The organism is Clostridium ragsdalei P11, from assembly GCF_001675165.1.
Taxonomy (GTDB): Bacteria; Bacillota; Clostridia; order Clostridiales; family Clostridiaceae; genus Clostridium_B; species Clostridium_B ragsdalei.
Genome location: NZ_LROS01000022.1, coordinates 69,128 through 86,243 on the forward strand (window position 1 = coordinate 69,128; position 17,116 = coordinate 86,243).

Annotated in this window: 17 protein-coding genes; 5 read left to right on the forward strand and 12 right to left on the reverse strand. The window is 31.9% G+C overall.

Translation table 11 applies throughout. The features are described from left to right. Positions 1–15: 15 nt before the first annotated feature. From CLRAG_RS10440 to CLRAG_RS10460, 5 genes are all read left to right on the forward strand, one after another. Complete coding sequence (locus tag CLRAG_RS10440) at positions 16–1,176, forward strand: Ger(x)C family spore germination protein (protein WP_065078386.1); 1,161 nt, start codon at positions 16–18, stop codon at positions 1,174–1,176. Between the two features lie 28 nt (positions 1,177–1,204). Next, positions 1,205–2,317: a GerAB/ArcD/ProY family transporter gene (locus tag CLRAG_RS10445; protein ID WP_065078387.1), complete on the forward strand. Its 1,113-nt coding sequence runs from the start codon at positions 1,205–1,207 to the stop codon at positions 2,315–2,317. 85 nt (positions 2,318–2,402) lie between these two features. Further along, complete coding sequence (locus CLRAG_RS10450) at positions 2,403–2,852, forward strand: MarR family winged helix-turn-helix transcriptional regulator (protein WP_065078388.1); 450 nt, start codon at positions 2,403–2,405, stop codon at positions 2,850–2,852. 11 nt (positions 2,853–2,863) lie between these two features. Beyond that, the gene (locus tag CLRAG_RS10455) at positions 2,864–3,364 is read left to right on the forward strand and encodes a GNAT family N-acetyltransferase (RefSeq protein WP_065078389.1); all 501 of its coding nucleotides are present in this window, start codon (positions 2,864–2,866) and stop codon (positions 3,362–3,364) included. An 81-nt stretch (positions 3,365–3,445) separates the two neighbouring features. After that, positions 3,446–4,348, forward strand: a complete 903-nt coding sequence (locus tag CLRAG_RS10460) for a 3'-5' exoribonuclease YhaM family protein (RefSeq protein ID WP_065078390.1) — start codon at positions 3,446–3,448, stop codon at positions 4,346–4,348. 178 nt (positions 4,349–4,526) lie between these two features. Here CLRAG_RS10460 and CLRAG_RS10465 read toward each other — a convergent pair whose 3' ends face one another. The 12 genes from CLRAG_RS10465 to rpoN form a co-directional block, all read right to left on the reverse strand. After that, a complete protein-coding gene (locus tag CLRAG_RS10465) occupies positions 4,527–4,799 on the reverse strand; it encodes a hypothetical protein (protein ID WP_023162452.1) in 273 nt (90 codons plus the stop codon). A 21-nt stretch (positions 4,800–4,820) separates the two neighbouring features. Further along, positions 4,821–4,946 (reverse strand): hypothetical protein, encoded by a 126-nt coding sequence (locus tag CLRAG_RS21240; protein WP_275507577.1) that lies wholly within the window; start codon positions 4,944–4,946, stop codon positions 4,821–4,823. Positions 4,947–5,149: 203 nt separating this feature from the next. Continuing rightward, on the reverse strand, positions 5,150–5,623 hold the full coding sequence (smpB, locus tag CLRAG_RS10470; RefSeq protein WP_065078391.1) for an SsrA-binding protein SmpB: 474 nt from the start codon (positions 5,621–5,623) through the stop codon (positions 5,150–5,152). 33 nt (positions 5,624–5,656) lie between these two features. Continuing rightward, positions 5,657–7,795 (reverse strand): ribonuclease R, encoded by a 2,139-nt coding sequence (gene rnr / locus CLRAG_RS10475; RefSeq protein WP_065078392.1) that lies wholly within the window; start codon positions 7,793–7,795, stop codon positions 5,657–5,659. A 296-nt stretch (positions 7,796–8,091) separates the two neighbouring features. Next, positions 8,092–8,325 carry a preprotein translocase subunit SecG gene (gene secG / locus CLRAG_RS10480; RefSeq protein ID WP_065078393.1) on the reverse strand — a complete coding sequence of 78 codons (234 nt, stop codon included), beginning with the start codon at positions 8,323–8,325 and terminating at the stop codon, positions 8,092–8,094. 121 nt (positions 8,326–8,446) lie between these two features. Continuing rightward, on the reverse strand, positions 8,447–9,745 hold the full coding sequence (gene eno / locus CLRAG_RS10485) for a phosphopyruvate hydratase (protein WP_013240509.1): 1,299 nt from the start codon (positions 9,743–9,745) through the stop codon (positions 8,447–8,449). A 94-nt stretch (positions 9,746–9,839) separates the two neighbouring features. Continuing rightward, a complete protein-coding gene (gene gpmI, locus CLRAG_RS10490; protein ID WP_065078394.1) occupies positions 9,840–11,375 on the reverse strand; it encodes a 2,3-bisphosphoglycerate-independent phosphoglycerate mutase in 1,536 nt (511 codons plus the stop codon). A gap of 25 nt (positions 11,376–11,400) precedes the next feature. Beyond that, entirely contained in the window at positions 11,401–12,147 is a 747-nt protein-coding gene (gene tpiA, locus CLRAG_RS21095) for a triose-phosphate isomerase (RefSeq protein WP_065078395.1), read from the reverse strand. 21 nt (positions 12,148–12,168) lie between these two features. Further along, positions 12,169–13,365: a phosphoglycerate kinase gene (locus tag CLRAG_RS21100; RefSeq protein ID WP_065078396.1), complete on the reverse strand. Its 1,197-nt coding sequence runs from the start codon at positions 13,363–13,365 to the stop codon at positions 12,169–12,171. Between the two features lie 120 nt (positions 13,366–13,485). Next, the gene (gene gap / locus CLRAG_RS10505; RefSeq protein ID WP_063555151.1) at positions 13,486–14,493 is read right to left on the reverse strand and encodes a type I glyceraldehyde-3-phosphate dehydrogenase; all 1,008 of its coding nucleotides are present in this window, start codon (positions 14,491–14,493) and stop codon (positions 13,486–13,488) included. A gap of 52 nt (positions 14,494–14,545) precedes the next feature. Continuing rightward, the gene (locus tag CLRAG_RS10510) at positions 14,546–15,571 is read right to left on the reverse strand and encodes a sugar-binding transcriptional regulator (RefSeq protein WP_065078397.1); all 1,026 of its coding nucleotides are present in this window, start codon (positions 15,569–15,571) and stop codon (positions 14,546–14,548) included. Between the two features lie 134 nt (positions 15,572–15,705). Further along, entirely contained in the window at positions 15,706–17,067 is a 1,362-nt protein-coding gene (gene rpoN, locus CLRAG_RS10515) for an RNA polymerase factor sigma-54 (protein WP_207644812.1), read from the reverse strand. Positions 17,068–17,116: the final 49 nt, after the last annotated feature.

Here is a 17,116-nt window from a genome sequence, read left to right on the forward strand (position 1 = left end):
AAAGGAGAGATACAGATGAGGAAGATAGCTTTTGGATTAATTTTTATACTTTCACTTCTACAAACTGGCTGTTGGGATGCGAGAGAAATCGATGAACTTGCCTTTGTATTGAGTATTGGTCTGGATAAAACAGACTATGGGTTCAAGGTAACGGCAGAAATTGCAAGTCCCGAAACTTACAGCAAAACACCATCAGGCTCTGGAACTGGTCAAAAGGCTAAACCTTTCTGGATAGTCACAAGCACCGGCAAAACAATTTTTGAGGCAATACGTAATATGGCCTCTACATCTTCCCGTCGTATCTTTTGGTCTCATATTAAAATAATAGTTATAAGTGAACAACTAGCGCGGAGCAATACCCTTGAAATATTTGATTTTTTTATTCGGAATCCCGAGCTTCGTTTGAGAACCCTAGTTGCAGTTACCCCGGGAGATGCAGGAAAAGTTCTTGATGTTGTTCCTGTAACGGAGAAAGATCCAGCTGTATACCTGGAAAAAATAATTAAAAATAAGAACTTAACAGGCAAATCTTACGACATAATGTTAAAGGATTTTATTGAAGATTATCTTGACCCCTATGTAGGTCCAGTAACCTCAAGGATCATTATTGATAAATCAAAATCAGAACCTATTCTAAAAACGAGTGGTGCATACGTTTTTGGCAACAATAAAATGTCCACTGTACTTAGTGAAGAACGGACAAGAGGACTTTTGTGGATAAAAAATAAAATGAACTCATCAATAATGGTTGTAAATTGCCCCTATGATGGTATGCCTATTACACTTGAAATTAAAAATTCTAAGTCTTCCATCAAGAGTTATTTGGATGGTGAAGTCCCCCATTTTTCAATTAATCTTAAAGTAGACGCTACCATCACCGAACAATCATGTCTTACCAACTTTAACGACATGGAAAAACTAAATAAGTTGGAAGAATCACTGGAGAAATCCATTTGCAAAGATATCCAATCTACAATACTAACAGCAAAAGATATACAAATAGATTTTCCCGGTTTAAATTTTACACTACACAGACAGCATAGAAAAGAGTGGAATCAAATATCTTCAAAATGGGATCAGCTTTTTAAAGACAGCAAAGTTAATATAGCTGCAAATGTAACTATTCATCACGTATCATTGGCAAAGCCCCTAGAGCCAATAAAAATACAGAAATAATATATGAGATAAAGGAGTAAGAAGTGCTATGATGCAAAAAAAGGAAACCATTAGCAATAACCAGTTTAGAGATATTTTAATTTGCATTATGTGGCCTACGACAATCAACTACGCAAGTGGCATTTTAGCTAGAGAAGTAGGACGGGATATGTGGATAAGTGGTATTATAGGTGTACTTACTATAATACCTTTTGCTCTTCTCATTGTTTATATCGGACAAAGCTTTCCAGGCAAAACAATTGTACAATATAGTCAGGACTTGTTAGGCCGTGTATTAGGAAAAGTTCTAGGGATAATACTTACACTGTACTTTTTTATCATGTCTTCTAGTTCAATATCGATGTACGTCCACCATCTTACTGACTTTCTACTGCCGCGAACACCTTTTTTAATAGTAACTACAATGCATATTTTGATAGTATTCTATTTAGTATGGAAAGGTTCTGAGGTCATTGGAAGAACAGCTGTTATCGCTTTTGGAGCAGATATATTTTTTTATTTTCTTGTCTCCATGGCTTCTCTAGGTGAAATAGATATTAACAGAATTTTACCTTTTTTTGATTCAGGAGTTGCTAATGTATTTAAATCCACTTTAAAGACTGATACATTTATAGGCATATCCCAAATACTTATAGCAATGATTCTTCCAATGGTTCATGACCAAAAAAAAGCTTTTGGCTCCGCAGCTTCTGGTTTGCTCATTGGAGGTTCTTTTTTTATCTTTTACTTTATTGTAGAATTAATGGTTATGGGTCCCCATGTAGTAGCCTTAATGCGTATTGCCAGTATGGACTTTGTAAGGTCCATTCAAATAACCCAATATCTTCACCGATTTGAATCCTTTATGGTTGCCCTGTGGTATTGGAGTATAATGACTCAGGCAGGAATTCTAGCAAGCTGTTCTTTAACTGCCTTTATGCAAACTACTGGAATAAAAAAGAAAAATCCATTCATTATTATTGTTTTTGCCTTAATAATGATAATTGTTACCTTTTATCTAGGTCATGACAGAGTGTTGTTTTTAAATTTAAGGGAGCATGTATGGCAGTATTTTTCTCTTCCAATTGACTTTGGAGTACCTTTATTACTTTTCTTTGTCCTAGGCATAAAAAAAAGATTACATATGATAAAAAGCAAATAAATAAAGTTGAAGGTTCAACTTTAATATGTTACTATTAATGTAATATAGTTGAACTTTCAACTAGTGTTTAAGGAGGTGAAAGGTTATGGAAATCTTACATAGTCAAATATTAAGGGAAATAGGAGGTCTATCCCGCTGTGTCCAGTCTATAAGTGATTTGAAATTTAAAGAAATAAACCTTCAAAAAGGTCAATTTACATTTTTAACAAGAATATGTGAAAATGCTGGAATTAATCAAATTGACTTATCAAATCTTTTAAAAGTAGACAAAACTACAACAACAAAAGCCGTACAGAAACTCATTGAGGCTGGATATATAAATAAAAAAAAGGATGATATTGATAAAAGAATGTGGCGACTTTATCCAAAAAAAAAGGCATTAGATATATATCCATTTATCATTGAGGAAGAAAACAAACATATACAAATTTGTTTCCATAACTTTAGCAGCGAAGAAAAAGAATTTGTCTATAAATTAGTTAAGAAAATGAGAGAAAACATTGAAAATCATTGGAAAGAAATAAAAAATTCTTAGGAGTGATACTTGTGATAAGAAAAGCAACTATGGAAGATATAAAGGATATTATGGAAATCATAAGAAAAACTATTATAGAAATGCGTACTTATAACAATACTCAATGGGATGAAAATTACCCTCAAAAAAAAGATTTTGTTGATGATATTCAAAATGAAAATTTAGTTGTAGTAGAGAGGAACGAAAAATTAATTGGTTTCCTGTGCATCAATAAAATAGAACCAGCTGAATACAATGGATTAAATTGGTCATTAAATGAAGATTGTTTGGTTCTTCATAGAATGTCAGTTAGCCCGAATTATAGAAGATGCGGAATTGCCACTGAATTAATGAAATTTACAGAAGACCTTGCTCTAAAAAATAATATAAAATATTTAAAAACAGATACTTATTCAGTAAATGCAAAGATGCAAGCTCTTTTTAAAAAATGCAGTTATAATTTTGTTGGAGAAATCCACTTTAATGGAAAAGAAAAGCCATTCTACTGCTATGAAAAAATATTAAGCAAATAGAGCACATTCAATTAGAAATTGATATAAATGAACTTTTTACACATACTACATTTAGAAAAGACATTTAATTGGGAGGAACATATGAATAAAAAAGAGCTTTTTTTAAGTAATATAGAAAATGGACATAATGTAAAACTATCATTAATGGTAATGAAAATAATATTTAAAGATGCTTCTAAGATTGTATGTATATTAGCCGATAAAAGTGGAGAAATAAAAGCTAATATGCCAAATAAAAATGAAAATATTACACAAGGAACAGTACTCGAGGCTGAAGGAATTAAAAGTAATATTCTAGATATAAAGGACTATAAACTAATTTGTGATTATAATATTTCAGATTATCTTCCAACCGCAAAAAGGCCTATTGAAGATATTATGGAGGAAATTGAACTGTATACAAATAAATATATTATTTCTAAAGAAGCTAGAACTTTAAACGATTATTTTTTTAAAGATGAACTATTTCTAGATAAATTTAAAAGAGGAATAGGTGGTGTTTCCATGCATCATAATTATATAGGAGGCCTTGCAGAACATACCTTAAACGTTATGTATTTAACTGCTGTGCTTTGTGAAAGGTATAACTGCAGGAGAACAGAAATGGCAATGTTAGCAGCAAAACTCCACGACATTGGAAAAGTTTATGAATTGTATTATGATGGCCCTTTTAAATATACTCTTAGAGGAGAAATGGAAGGTCATATTGTTATTGGAGTAGAGTTATTAGATAAAGCTATTAGGGAAAATCCTACACTGTATTCAGAGGATTTTATAATGAGAATAAAAGGCTGTATTGTTCAGCATCATGGAAAACTTGAATTTGGTTCTCCAAGAGAAATGAAAACAGAAGAATCATTTATAGTTAACTATGCTGATTCCATAGATGCTACTATGAATAAGATTTGTCAGATAAAGGATGAAACTGAACCTGATAATTGGTCAGAATTTGATAGAAGAATTCAAACAAAATTATACTTATAAATAAAAGAAACGATATAAATTTAAAATATTCATCCAATTTTGATCACCTAAAAGCCCTCTAAATAATTATATTATCTAGGGGGTAACATATTTTCTAAAAATAATGCTATTTTCTCATTTAATTTTATTGCATTATTTGTGTTTATTTTACAAATATGTAAAATAAACAGGTGTACTTCTACGCTTCATATTTTTGTTTTAAACTCTCCATTATTTCTCTATTCTGCGCAACGATACCATTCATCTTTTTCTGCAGCTTCTGTATATCTTTAATATTTTCTCTTACCTTAGCATCTTCATAAAATGAAGTATATTTTTTTTTACAATGTGGACATTCAAAATAAGTCCTTCTAACACTATCATTTACCCAATCTGTTTCTAGTTTTTCTATTCTAAATGTTTTTCCACAATCATCACAATGAACTTCAATTCCTTTTAAAGTATTTTTCATAACATCCCTCCTAGAATTAGACTAATCTTCTTTATCCTTATTTTTCTCTTCTTTACTATCACTAATTTTTTCTTCATCTTTATTAAGTAAATATCTGAAATCAGTTAAGTCCTTATTTTTACCTCTGCCTCCATTTTTGCGTCCCAAATAAACCACCTCCCAATTTATACTTATGTCCATATCTATAGTATAACCTATAGATACAATTAATACTACAATTCATAATTTCAACTAACCTAGGAAATTCTTTAAGTAACCAATAAACATTTAAAAACTCAGTAAAAAATATCAAAAAAGAAATCATATTCACTGAAATATGATTCCTTAACTATTTTATATGACTACCTACCCTAATATTTAGATCTCTCTTTCATCTGTCTATCTATATCCCTTTTAGCAGCTCTCTCCAGCATTGTATTTCTTTTATCGTAGTTTTTCTTTCCCTTTGCTACTGCCAAATTTACTTTTACCCTACCATATTTAAGGTAAAGAGACATTGGCACAAGAGTATATCCCTGCTGGGCTGTATATTGCTGCAATTTAATTATCTCATTTTTATGAAGAAGTAATTTTCTATTTCTTAATGGATCCTTATTAAAAATATTTCCTTGTTCATAAGGACTAATATGCATATTACATATAAATATCTCACCATTTCTTATTTCAGCATAGCTATCTTTTAAATTACATTTACCTTCTCTTATAGATTTAACTTCTGTTCCAACCAGTTCTATTCCAGCTTCCATGGATTCTTCAATAAAATAATCATGCCTTGCCTTTCTATTTTCTGCAAGAGTCTTATTACTAGACTTTTTATTAGTCAAAGCATCCCATCCCCTTTCATAACGTCTGTTTACCTAGTCCCCATTTTCTTCATCATCTATTTCCTTTACCACTTCAAAATATATCTCATGAGCGAACATATCAACTTTTAATACTCGAATTTTTATCTCATCACCTAATTTATAAATGTTTCTGTTTCTCTCCCCTACAAGGCTTAAATGTTTTTCATCATATACATAATAGTCATCTTCCAAAGTACTCATATGAACTAATCCTTCTATCGTATTTGGAAGTTCTACAAACATTCCGAAATTAGTAACTGAAGATATTATTCCTTGAAATTCTTCCCCAATTCTTTTACTCATATATTCCGCCTTTTTAAGATCATCTACTTCTCTTTCAGCGTCTTGAGCAACTCTTTCCATTTCAGAAGATTGTTTTGCAGCATAGTCTACTTCTTTTACCAATGTTTTTATTCTATTATCAGTTAACCTACCATTTATAAATTCTTTAATAATTCTATGAATAATTAAGTCAGGGTATCTTCTTATAGGCGATGTAAAATGACAGTAGTATCTAGCTGCCAGTCCAAAATGGCCCACACACTCCGATGAATATCTGGCCTGTTTCATAGAACGGAGTAGCAAAGTACTCACCACAATCTCTTCTTTTTTACCCTTTACTTTTTCTATAATATCCTGTAGGGCTTTAGGATGGACTTCCTGCCCCCATTTTATCACATATCCTAAATTATGTACAAACTCATTAAAATGCATTAATTTTTCCTCATCAGGGTCTTCATGTATCCTATATACAAAAGGTAAATTGGTCCAAAACATATGCTCAGCTATAGTTTCATTGCACACCAACATAAACTCTTCTATTATCCTGTTAGATATTCCCCTTTCATAAGGCTCAATCTTTACAGGCACACCTAAGTCATCTAAAATTATCTTGCATTCTTGAAAGTCAAAATCTATAGCTCCTCTTCCCGTTCTCTTTTTGTTTAAAATTTTACACAATTCTTCCATCAAATTAAACATGTTCACTAAATAACTATACTTTTCCATAGTCTCAGCATCTTTATCTCTTAGTATTTTTGTTACGTCAGTATAGGTCATCCTCTCATTGCTTCTAATTACACTTTCCACAACATTATGCTGTACTACTTTGCCAGTTTTATCTATTTCCATGAGACAGCTCAATGTTAGTCTATCTGTATTAGGATTTAAACTACAAATACCATTTGAAAGTTTCTTAGGAAGCATAGGTATAACTCTATCTATAAGGTAAACAGAAGTTCCTCTCTTCAATGCCTCTTTATCTAATGGATTTTTTTCCCTTACATAGTTGGATACGTCGGCTATATGGACACCTAAGGAGTAATTTCCATTTGGCAATTTACTTAAGGATATAGCATCATCTAGATCCTTAGCATCTTCTCCATCTATTGTAACTGTAAGTAAATCTCTTAAGTCAGTTCTTCTATCATACTCATCCTTTGGAATTTCTTCAGATATATTTTCAACATATTGCTGAACTTTTATAGGAAACTCTTCAGGTAAGTTATTCTTTTTTATTATGGTCAATATGTCTATTCCCTTTTCTCCTTTTTTACCTAATATATTTATTATCTTCCCCTCTGGATTTCTTCTTTTTTCAGGCCACTCAGTTATTTCTGCAACTACCACATCACCTGTTTGGGCACTTTTTCTACATTCCTTAGGTATAAATATATCTTGATATATACGCTTTTCTTCTGGTACCACAAATCCAAAATTTGTACTGTCTTCAAACGTGCCTATAACTACTTTATTGGCTCTTTCTAATACTCTTATAATTTCTCCTTCACATTTTTTACCTTTATCTTCCATCTTCGTTACCTTTACTACTACTTTATCGCCATTCATGGCGCCATTTAAATAGGAAGATGGAACAAATACATCTGCTCCTTCATTTTCTGGTATAACGAAACCATATCCTTTTTGATGTCCCTGAAACTTACCTGTTACAAGTCCCATTCTATCCGGTATTCCATATCTTTTTCTGCGTGTTTTAACTACCAATCCTTCCTTTTCCAAGTCATCCAATACCTTTTTAAAATCTTTTGCTTCAGCCTTTGTTACAGAAAATATGCTCTCTAATTCCCTTATATTCATAGGCTTATAAGCCTGTTCTTCCATAAAATTTATAATTGCTTCTTTTATATTCATTTTTTCACCACCTACTATTATCTTGACTTAATTATGGTAAAAATATTCAATATTACCCAAATTTTTTATTTAAAATAATAATATATTATACCTACACTATAAGTCAATAACCTATAGAATTTATTTCGTAACTTAAAAATCAACTTACACGTAGGCATGCTTTTACAATTCAAAATATTAACGAGCTGAAGGTTGTAAAAAATATCCGGAGTATAAGTTGATTTTTCGTTTAGAAACTCTACACAAAAAAATAAATAGAGCAACATATACCCTATTTATACAAACTGCTATCTAAATTACTTTATGAAATTTTGCACTACACATATAATTGCAAATAATATAGCTAGTATAACAGTTGTTCTTACTAACATTGCTTCTGAAGTCCTTGATTTATTTCTTGAATAAAAGCTTTCACCTGCTCCACCAGATATAAGTCCACTCAACCCGTTAGTTTTACCTGGCTGCATCAGCACAACTGCTATAAGCATAACTCCAATTATCAGCTGTAAAATTACTAAAAAAATGTGCATAGGTAATTTCCTCCTACATATTGCATTTTAAATTAACACATATACTATATTAACATATGTATCTAATAATTTCAATTTACTATTTTTTAAAAAACCCGGTGTTTTTACACCGGGCTCTTTTTTACTTTCTGTTTAGATTGTAAAATGCATCTAGTCCTCTGTACTCAGCTACTTCGCCTAATTCTTCCTCTATTCTTAAAAGTTGATTATACTTTGCAACTCTTTCACTTCTTGCTGGTGCACCAGTTTTAATCTGTCCTGCATTCACTGCTACTACTAAATCAGCTATTGTAGTGTCTTCTGTCTCACCTGACCTATGTGATACAACTGCAGTATAACCTGCTCTCTCTGCCATCTCTATAGCATTTAATGTCTCTGTAAGAGTTCCTATTTGGTTTAATTTTATAAGTATAGAATTTGCAACTTTTTTATCTATACCTTTTTTCAATCTTTCTGTATTAGTTACAAAGAGGTCATCGCCTACTAACTGAATTTTATCTCCTAATTTTTCAGTTAATAATGCCCATCCTTCCCAATCTTCTTCTGCCATACCATCTTCTAAGGAGATTATAGGATATTTATTTGCAATATCTACATAGAAATCTACCATTTCTGCAGGAGTTAAAACTTTGCCTTCTCCCTTTAAATTGTATTTTCCATCTTCATAAAATTCTGATGAAGCAGGATCTAATGCTATAAATATATCTTTTCCTGGAGTATATCCAGCTTTTTCTATAGCTTCAACTATTACCTGTATAGCCTCTTCATTTGATTTTAGATTTGGAGCAAATCCACCTTCATCACCTACACCAGTGTCATAGCCCTTGGATTTTAAAAGTGATTTTAATGTGTGGTAAACTTCAGAGCTCATTCTAAGAGCTTCACTAAAACTTGGAGCACCTGCAGGCATTATCATAAATTCCTGAAGATCTACATTATTATCAGCATGTTTTCCACCATTTAGTATGTTCATCATTGGAACTGGAAGAACTTTTGCATTTACTCCACCTATATATTGATATAAGCTTAGTCCTAAATATTCAGCAGCTGCTCTTGCGCAAGCAAGTGATACACCTAATGTAGCATTAGCGCCTAACTTAGCCTTATTTTTTGTGCCATCAAGTTCTATCATTGTCTTATCTATAAGTACCTGATCAAATACATTCATTCCTATAAGTTCTTCTGCTACGTAATTATTTATGTTATCAATAGCCTTCAAAACACCTTTTCCCTTATATTTTTCAGTGTCTCCATCTCTAAGTTCTACAGCTTCAAATGCTCCTGTAGATGCACCAGAAGGTACTGCTGATCTGCCTACAGTTCCATCTTCTAATACAACTTCTACCTCTACAGTTGGATTTGATCTTGAATCAAGGATTTGTCTTGCCATTACATCTACTATTTCTATATAATTTTTCATAAATTCTAACCGCTATGTAAAACAACGGTTTTTTCACTCCCTTCATTTCTTATTTTAATTTTATATACATATTTAAAAAATCAGCTAGTTAAGTTTAATCTTTTAATATGAGACTTTTACCTGTCATTTCTGAAGGCTTTTCTAGTCCCATAACATCAAGTATTGTAGGAGAAATATCTGCTAATATCCCATCTTGTCTCAAAGATTTTGAGTTATTTGATACAAATAAAAATGGGACTTCATTTGTAGTATGTGCTGTCATAGGACTTCCTGTAGAATAATTTGTCATTTGCTCACAATTTCCATGATCTGCTGTTATAAATACTGTTCCATCTTTTTCTAAAACTTCATCTACAATTTTCCCCAAACATTCATCTACTACTTCTACTGCTTTTTTTGCAGCCTCAAATTTTCCCGTATGACCTACCATATCAGGATTAGCAAAATTTAATATTATAGTATCATATTTATCCTGATTTAGTTCATTTAACACTTCACTTGTTACCTCTCTAGCACTCATTTCAGGCTTTAAATCATAAGTGGCAACTTTAGGTGAAGGAATGAGATCTCTATCCTCATTTTCATTTGGTTTTTCAACTCCACCATTGAAGAAAAAAGTTACATGAGCATATTTCTCAGTTTCTGCTATTCTAAGTTGTCTCTTTCCTTTACTGCTGAGATATTCTCCCAATGTATTTTTATGTAGTTCATTTTTAAAGGCTACATCCACATTTTCCAGAGTAGAATCATATTCTGTCATAGTTACAAATTCAATATTTAAATTATTTCTTTTAAATCCTTTAAATATCTTATCATTTATAGCTCGTGTAAGCTGCCTTGCCCTATCAGGTCTAAAGTTAAAAAATATTATAGAATCTTCATCTTTTATAGTAGCAATTGGATTTCCACGTTCTTCAATTACTGTTGGAATTATAAATTCATCGGTCTTACCATCTTCATAGGAATTTTGGACTGCTTCCAAGGCACTCTTTGCTTTTTTTCCTTGACCATATACAAGTGCATTATATGCAAGCTCCACCCTTTCCCATCTATTGTCTCTGTCCATAGCATAGTACCTTCCCGATACTGTTGCTATCTCTCCAATTCCTATTTGCTTTATGTAACTTTCCATATCTTTTATATAGGATCCAGCAGAGGAAGGAGGTACATCCCTTCCATCAGTAAACGCATGAATATATACGTCCTCTAGACCTTTTTCCTTGGCTAATTTGAGAAGTCCTTTCAAATGATCCGTATGAGAATGTACACCCCCTGGTGATAAAAGTCCCAAAAGATGGAGGGATGAATTATTTTTAAGACAGTTATCCATAGCTTTATTTAGAGCTTCATTTTTGAAAAAATCCCTTTCTTCTATGGACTTTGTAATTCTAGTCAGTGCTTGATACACAATTCTTCCTGCACCTATATTTAGATGTCCAACTTCAGAATTGCCCATCTGTCCTTCTGGAAGACCTACACTTAATCCACTAGCTCCTAACTCAGTATGAGGATAACTTTTATAGTATTTATCAAAATTAGGTTTATGGGCTGCTTTAATTGCATTTCCCTCTGTTTTTTCAGATATTCCAAAACCATCTAATATCATAAGCATTACTGGTTTCTTTTTCATCTTTTCCTCCAAAATACAATAAAATTTAGTAATTAACTATTTTTGCAAAGTCTTCTGACTTTAAGCTAGCTCCTCCAACTAACGCTCCATCTATATCTGATTGTGCCATCTGAGCTTTAATTGTAGCCGGTTTCACAGAACCACCATATTGAATTCTTGTTTTCTCCGCTGTTTCACTGCCGTACATTTTGGCAATTACACTTCTAATATAAGCTATAGTATCATTTGCCTGTTTGTCTGTAGCAGTTTTTCCCGTACCTATAGCCCATATTGGCTCGTATGCTACAACTAATTTTTCCACCTGACTTTTTTCAAGTCCTGCAAGATCAATCTTTATCTGTTTCCCTAAAACTTCTTCTGTTACATCTGATTCTCTTTCTTCTAAAGTCTCTCCACAACAAACTATAGGATTTATATCATATTCAAAAGCTTTTTTCACTTTTTTATTAATTGACTCGTCTGTCTCATTAAAATATTGTCTTCTTTCACTGTGCCCAATTATTACAAAATCTATTCCAATATCCTTAAGCATATTAGGAGCTACTTCTCCAGTGTACGCACCACTTTCTTCATAGTGCATATTTTGTGCTCCTACTTTTATGTTACTTCCCTTTACTGCTTTGACAACTGCATCTAGACAAACATAAGGAGGGCATACAACTACATCACATTTTGCATCACTTACTAGAGGTTTTAACTCTTCAACCAACTTCAGTGCTTCAGTTACAGTTTTATTCATTTTCCAATTTCCAGCTATTATTGCCTTTCTCATATAAATTACCTCCCTTTATTTCTATCTATCATTTAAAGCTGCTATTCCTGGCAGCTCTTTTCCCTCTAAAAACTCAAGAGAAGCTCCTCCACCTGTAGATATATGGGTCATTTTATCTCCAAAACCAAGTTGATTTACAGCTGCAGCACTATCTCCACCACCTATAATTGTAGTCGCTTCAGATTCAGCCATTGCTTTAGCTACAGCAAAAGTACCCTTGGCAAAGTTTTCAAACTCAAATACTCCCATAGGTCCATTCCATACTACAGTTTTTGCATCTTTTATAGCTTCTTCATATAACTTAGAGGTTTTAGGTCCAATATCAAGTCCCATATAACCATCTTTTATATCTACTCCATCTGTAACTATAGGTTTTGCATTTGCATCAAATTTATCTGCTATTACAGTATCTATAGGTAAAAGTAACTTTACTCCTTTGGCTTTTGCCTTATCTATCATCTGTTTGGCATACTCTAATTTATCCTCTTCTAGGAGAGAAGTTCCTATGGAATGACCTTCAGCTTTTGAAAAAGTATAACTCATTCCTCCTCCAATTATAAGGGTATCTACCTTTTCAAGCAAATTATTTATTACATTAATTTTATCAGAGACCTTAGCACCACCTAATATAGCAATAAATGGTCTTGTTGGATCTTCTACTGCATTTCCTAAAAATTTAAGTTCCTTTTGAATTAAGTACCCACATACGGCAGTATCCAAAAATTTAGTAACTCCTACAGTAGAACAGTGTGCTCTATGAGCTGTACCAAAAGCATCATTTACAAATATTTCAGCAAGGGATGCAAGTTCTTTTGAAAAATTGTCTTCATTTTTAGTTTCTTCTTTTCTATATCTTGTGTTTTCAAGGAGGACTACATCTCCATTTTTCATATTCTTAACTGCAGTCCTAGCATTTTCTCCTACTACCACATCATCTGCTGCAAATACAACTTCTTTTTTTAAAAGTTCTGAAAGCCTTTTTGAAACTGGAAGCAGTGACATTTCTGGTTTTGGCTCTCCCTTTGGTTTTCCAAGATGTGAGCAAAGTATAACCTTTGCATTTTTCTCCAGTAAATATTGTATAGTTGGAAGTGCACCGATAATCCTGTTCTCATCTGTTATCTTTCCATCTTTTAGTGGAACATTAAAATCACATCTAACAAGTACTCTTTTTCCACTTACATCTACATCCTCAATTGTCTTTTTATTAAAAGCCATATCTGTTCCCAACTCCTTTATAAATTTATTTCACGGTAACATTATACAACTGATTTTAAAATTATTGTAGTAAAAAAGCCCGGCCTCATAGACAAAACTACAAAACCAGGCCCTATAATATTATAGTCTGTCGGCAACGTATTTAGTTAAATCTGCTAATCTATTTGAATATCCAAATTCGTTATCATACCAAGCAACAACTTTAACCATGTTTCCACCTATAGCCATAGTTGAAAGTCCATCTACTATAGAAGATCTTTCATCTCCTCTATAATCTACAGATACCAAAGGTTCGTCACTATATCCTAATATTCCCTTCATATCAGTTTCAGCAGCTTTTTTGAATGCAGCATTTACTTCTTCTACTGTTACATCTCTTGAAAGTTCTGCAACTAAATCCGTACATGATACTGTAGGTGTAGGTACTCTAAGAGAAAATCCATTTAGTTTTCCCTTTAATTGAGGAAGTACAAGTGCAACTGCCTTTGCTGCTCCTGTAGTAGTTGGGATCATAGACTCACAAGCTGCTCTAGCTCTTCTCATATCTCTATGAGGAGCATCTAAAAGTCTTTGGTCTCCAGTATATGAATGTACTGTAGTCATAAGTCCCTTTACTATCTTAAATTCTCTATCTAATATTTTAGCAAATGGTGCAAGACAGTTTGTAGTACAAGATGCATTTGAAATTATATTATGTTTAGAAGCATCATAAGTTTCTTCGTTAACTCCCATAACTATTGTTGCATCTTCGTTTTTAGCTGGAGCAGATATAAGAACTTTTTTAACTGATCCTCCCAAATGTGCATTGGCTTTCGTAGCATCTGTGAAAAGTCCAGTGGATTCTATAACTATTTCAGCACCTAATGAATTCCAATCTATATTTTTAGGATCTCTTTCTGCAAATATTTTTATTTCATTTCCATTTACAACTATAGAATTTTCTTTTGCTTCTACAGTTCCATCAAATCTACCATATAAAGAATCATATTTTAATAAGTGAGCTAATGTTTTTGCATCAGTTAAATCATTGATACCTACAACCTGTAATTCATTAGCATATCTTTTTACTAATGCCTTAAATACATTTCTTCCTATTCTTCCAAAACCATTAATTCCAACCTTAACCATTTACAATTCCTCCTAAAAAATTAAATATTTATTTTAAAATAATATATTGTGTTTACTTTATGAATTTAACAATTTCCCTAGCAGCACCTTCATCTGTAATAAGAATACCATTATGATTATTTCTTACTGTAGCAAGAATAGCCTCAGCCTTACTGACTCCTCCAGCTACAGCCATCAATATATCTATTTTACCTATTTCCTCATTTACTATTCCTATGCTTGGAGTAGAATATACTACATTTCCATTTCTATCAAAGTAACATCCAAAAGCTTCTCCTACTGCTCCATCTGCCTGGATTTTATTTATCTTTTCTTCTGGTAATCCTCTTCTCCTTGCCATTTTACAAGCCATTCCTACACCATACATAAGTATATTTGCATTCGATATACTTTTTAATATATCCTGTATATCTTTTTCCTCAATAATTGCCTTTAACGCATTGCCACTTAAATTGTCAGGAACATGAAGTAATTTATAAGTACCTTCTAATTTTTCTGCTAATCTGGCAGATAGGGTATTTGCTTGAGTTTCAACATTTTTACCCATGCCACCTCTAGCTGGCACAACTAATATATCCTTTATGTTAGAAACTTTAGGCATATTATCAATTACTTCTTTTATAGTGGATCCACCAGTAATTGCAATCACATCATTACTTTTTAACACATTCTTAAGATAACTTGCAGCAGCTCTTCCTATTTCATTTAACACAGTTATATCTTCATCACAATTTCCGGGAACAATTATGATATTTTCTAAATCTAAATTATCCTTTATAAATTTCTCAATCTTAGACAATCCTCTTAATTCGTGTATAAAATCCTTCAGTTTGTTTATAATTTCTTCTCCATCCGACGTTATAGTCATACCAGGAGTGTTTATTTCAATAAAGCCTTGAGCTTTAAGAAAATTTATTTCAGTTCTAACAATTCTCTCACCTATGCCTAGATTATTGGCTAATACTCTCCTTCCGACAGGTTGGTTATAGTATATAGTCCTTAAAATGTTATATCTTTTCTCTAATAGTTTTACCAATTCAGGTACTATTCTCTGCTCAAATTTAAGTACATCTTCCACTGCTGTGCCTCCCTGGTCAAAATGCGTCCCACTGCATTATTAATTGTCCCACTTATATTATAAAACATATGAACAATTTTTTAAATAGAAATATGAAAAAAATTTAACAACAATTATAAATATTAGGGAGAATATTAAAATCTTCTTCTCCCTTTTGATGATTTTATACCCATCTCCTCCCTATATTTTGCTACAGTTCTTCTAGAAATATTCATATCTTGTTGATTAACTAAATCACATATTTGTTGATCAGATAAAGGTTTTTTCTTGTCTTCTTCATTTATTATTTTTTCAATGCTCTTTTTAATAATTAATACAGACACATCTTCTCCATCAAATCCTTTTGATATTCCTGTAGTAAATAAGTCCTTTATTTTTATTGTTCCCCTACTTGTATATATATATTTGTCCCTTATAGCCCTACTTATAGTAGATTCATGCATGTCCATGCTACTTGCTATATCCTTTAATGTCATTGGTTTTAAATATCTTTCTCCATAATCAAAATAATCCCTTTGCAAATCCAATATCTTTTGTAATACCTTATATATAGTACTTTTTCTGTGTTGTATACTTTTTATAAGAAATACTGCACTGTTTAATTTTTCTTTTACATAATCCGCAGTCTCTTTGTCCTCCTGGTTTTCAACTATATCTTTATATACTGAATTTATGATTAGTCTTGGTGTCAAATCGTCATTCATAATTATATAATATTTGTCTCCAATTTTTTCTATATAAGCATCTGGGATTATATATTTTACATCTTCTCCTGTATAAAATCCTCTAGAAGGCTTTGGATCGAAAGTTTTTATAATATCACCATATTCCTGAGCCTGTTTTACATTTATCCCCATATTCTTTGCTATAACAGTATACTTATTTTCCGCAATTAGCTCTAAATATTTGTCTATTATTATAAATATATTTTCATCATCTATTCTTCTCTGTGTTGCCTGTATCCTCAGACATTCGGATAAATTCCTAGCACCTATTCCATAAGGTTCTAAAGTTTGAATTATATCTATACAGTACTTTACAAGTTTTGTTGAAATCTTAAGATCTTTTTCTATTTCTCCTTCTTCTATAACTAAATATCCTCTATGATCTATGTTTTCTATAATATAGGAACATATAGATTTAACGTAATCCTTTTCATTTAAGTCCATTATTTCCTCTTTTAAATATTCCTTTAAGGACTTTTTGTGAGAAATAAAGTTAAAAGGAGACACTTCTTCTTCATCACTTTTTTGATAGCTTTGATGACTAAAATTATTTGAATTAAGACTCTTTATAATTTCCTTATAATCCAATTTGTCTTTTTCTATCTCAGTAGAGTCCGGTTCCTTAACATCAAGGACAGGGTTTTGTTGAAATTCTTTTTCTATATATTCCTGAAGTTCAAAACTTGACATCTGAAGCATTTTTATGGACAATTGCATTTGCTGAGTCATGATTAATTTTTGTTCTTGAGTTAAGTTAAGTCCAAAATCCATGTTCATTTTTATATACCTCCCATTCTCACATTTTACTAAAAAAACAGCT

What these genes read in the sequence shown, in the direction of transcription:
- CLRAG_RS10460 (WP_065078390.1), top strand. Translation starts at nt 3,446, where the DNA reads ATGAATAAAAAAGAGCTTTTTTTAAGTAATATAGAAAATGGACATAAT.
- rnr (WP_065078392.1), bottom strand. Translation starts at nt 7,795, where the DNA reads ATGAATATAAAAGAAGCAATTATAAATTTTATGGAAGAACAGGCTTAT.
- eno (WP_013240509.1), bottom strand. Translation starts at nt 9,745, where the DNA reads ATGAAAAATTATATAGAAATAGTAGATGTAATGGCAAGACAAATCCTT.
- CLRAG_RS10465 (WP_023162452.1), bottom strand. Translation starts at nt 4,799, where the DNA reads ATGAAAAATACTTTAAAAGGAATTGAAGTTCATTGTGATGATTGTGGA.
- CLRAG_RS21100 (WP_065078396.1), bottom strand. Translation starts at nt 13,365, where the DNA reads ATGGCTTTTAATAAAAAGACAATTGAGGATGTAGATGTAAGTGGAAAA.
- secG (WP_065078393.1), bottom strand. Translation starts at nt 8,325, where the DNA reads ATGCACATTTTTTTAGTAATTTTACAGCTGATAATTGGAGTTATGCTT.
- CLRAG_RS10445 (WP_065078387.1), top strand. Translation starts at nt 1,205, where the DNA reads ATGATGCAAAAAAAGGAAACCATTAGCAATAACCAGTTTAGAGATATT.
- gpmI (WP_065078394.1), bottom strand. Translation starts at nt 11,375, where the DNA reads ATGAAAAAGAAACCAGTAATGCTTATGATATTAGATGGTTTTGGAATA.
- tpiA (WP_065078395.1), bottom strand. Translation starts at nt 12,147, where the DNA reads ATGAGAAAGGCAATAATAGCTGGAAATTGGAAAATGAATAAAACTGTA.
- gap (WP_063555151.1), bottom strand. Translation starts at nt 14,493, where the DNA reads ATGGTTAAGGTTGGAATTAATGGTTTTGGAAGAATAGGAAGAAATGTA.
- rpoN (WP_207644812.1), bottom strand. Translation starts at nt 17,067, where the DNA reads ATGGATTTTGGACTTAACTTAACTCAAGAACAAAAATTAATCATGACT.
- CLRAG_RS10440 (WP_065078386.1), top strand. Translation starts at nt 16, where the DNA reads ATGAGGAAGATAGCTTTTGGATTAATTTTTATACTTTCACTTCTACAA.
- CLRAG_RS10450 (WP_065078388.1), top strand. Translation starts at nt 2,403, where the DNA reads ATGGAAATCTTACATAGTCAAATATTAAGGGAAATAGGAGGTCTATCC.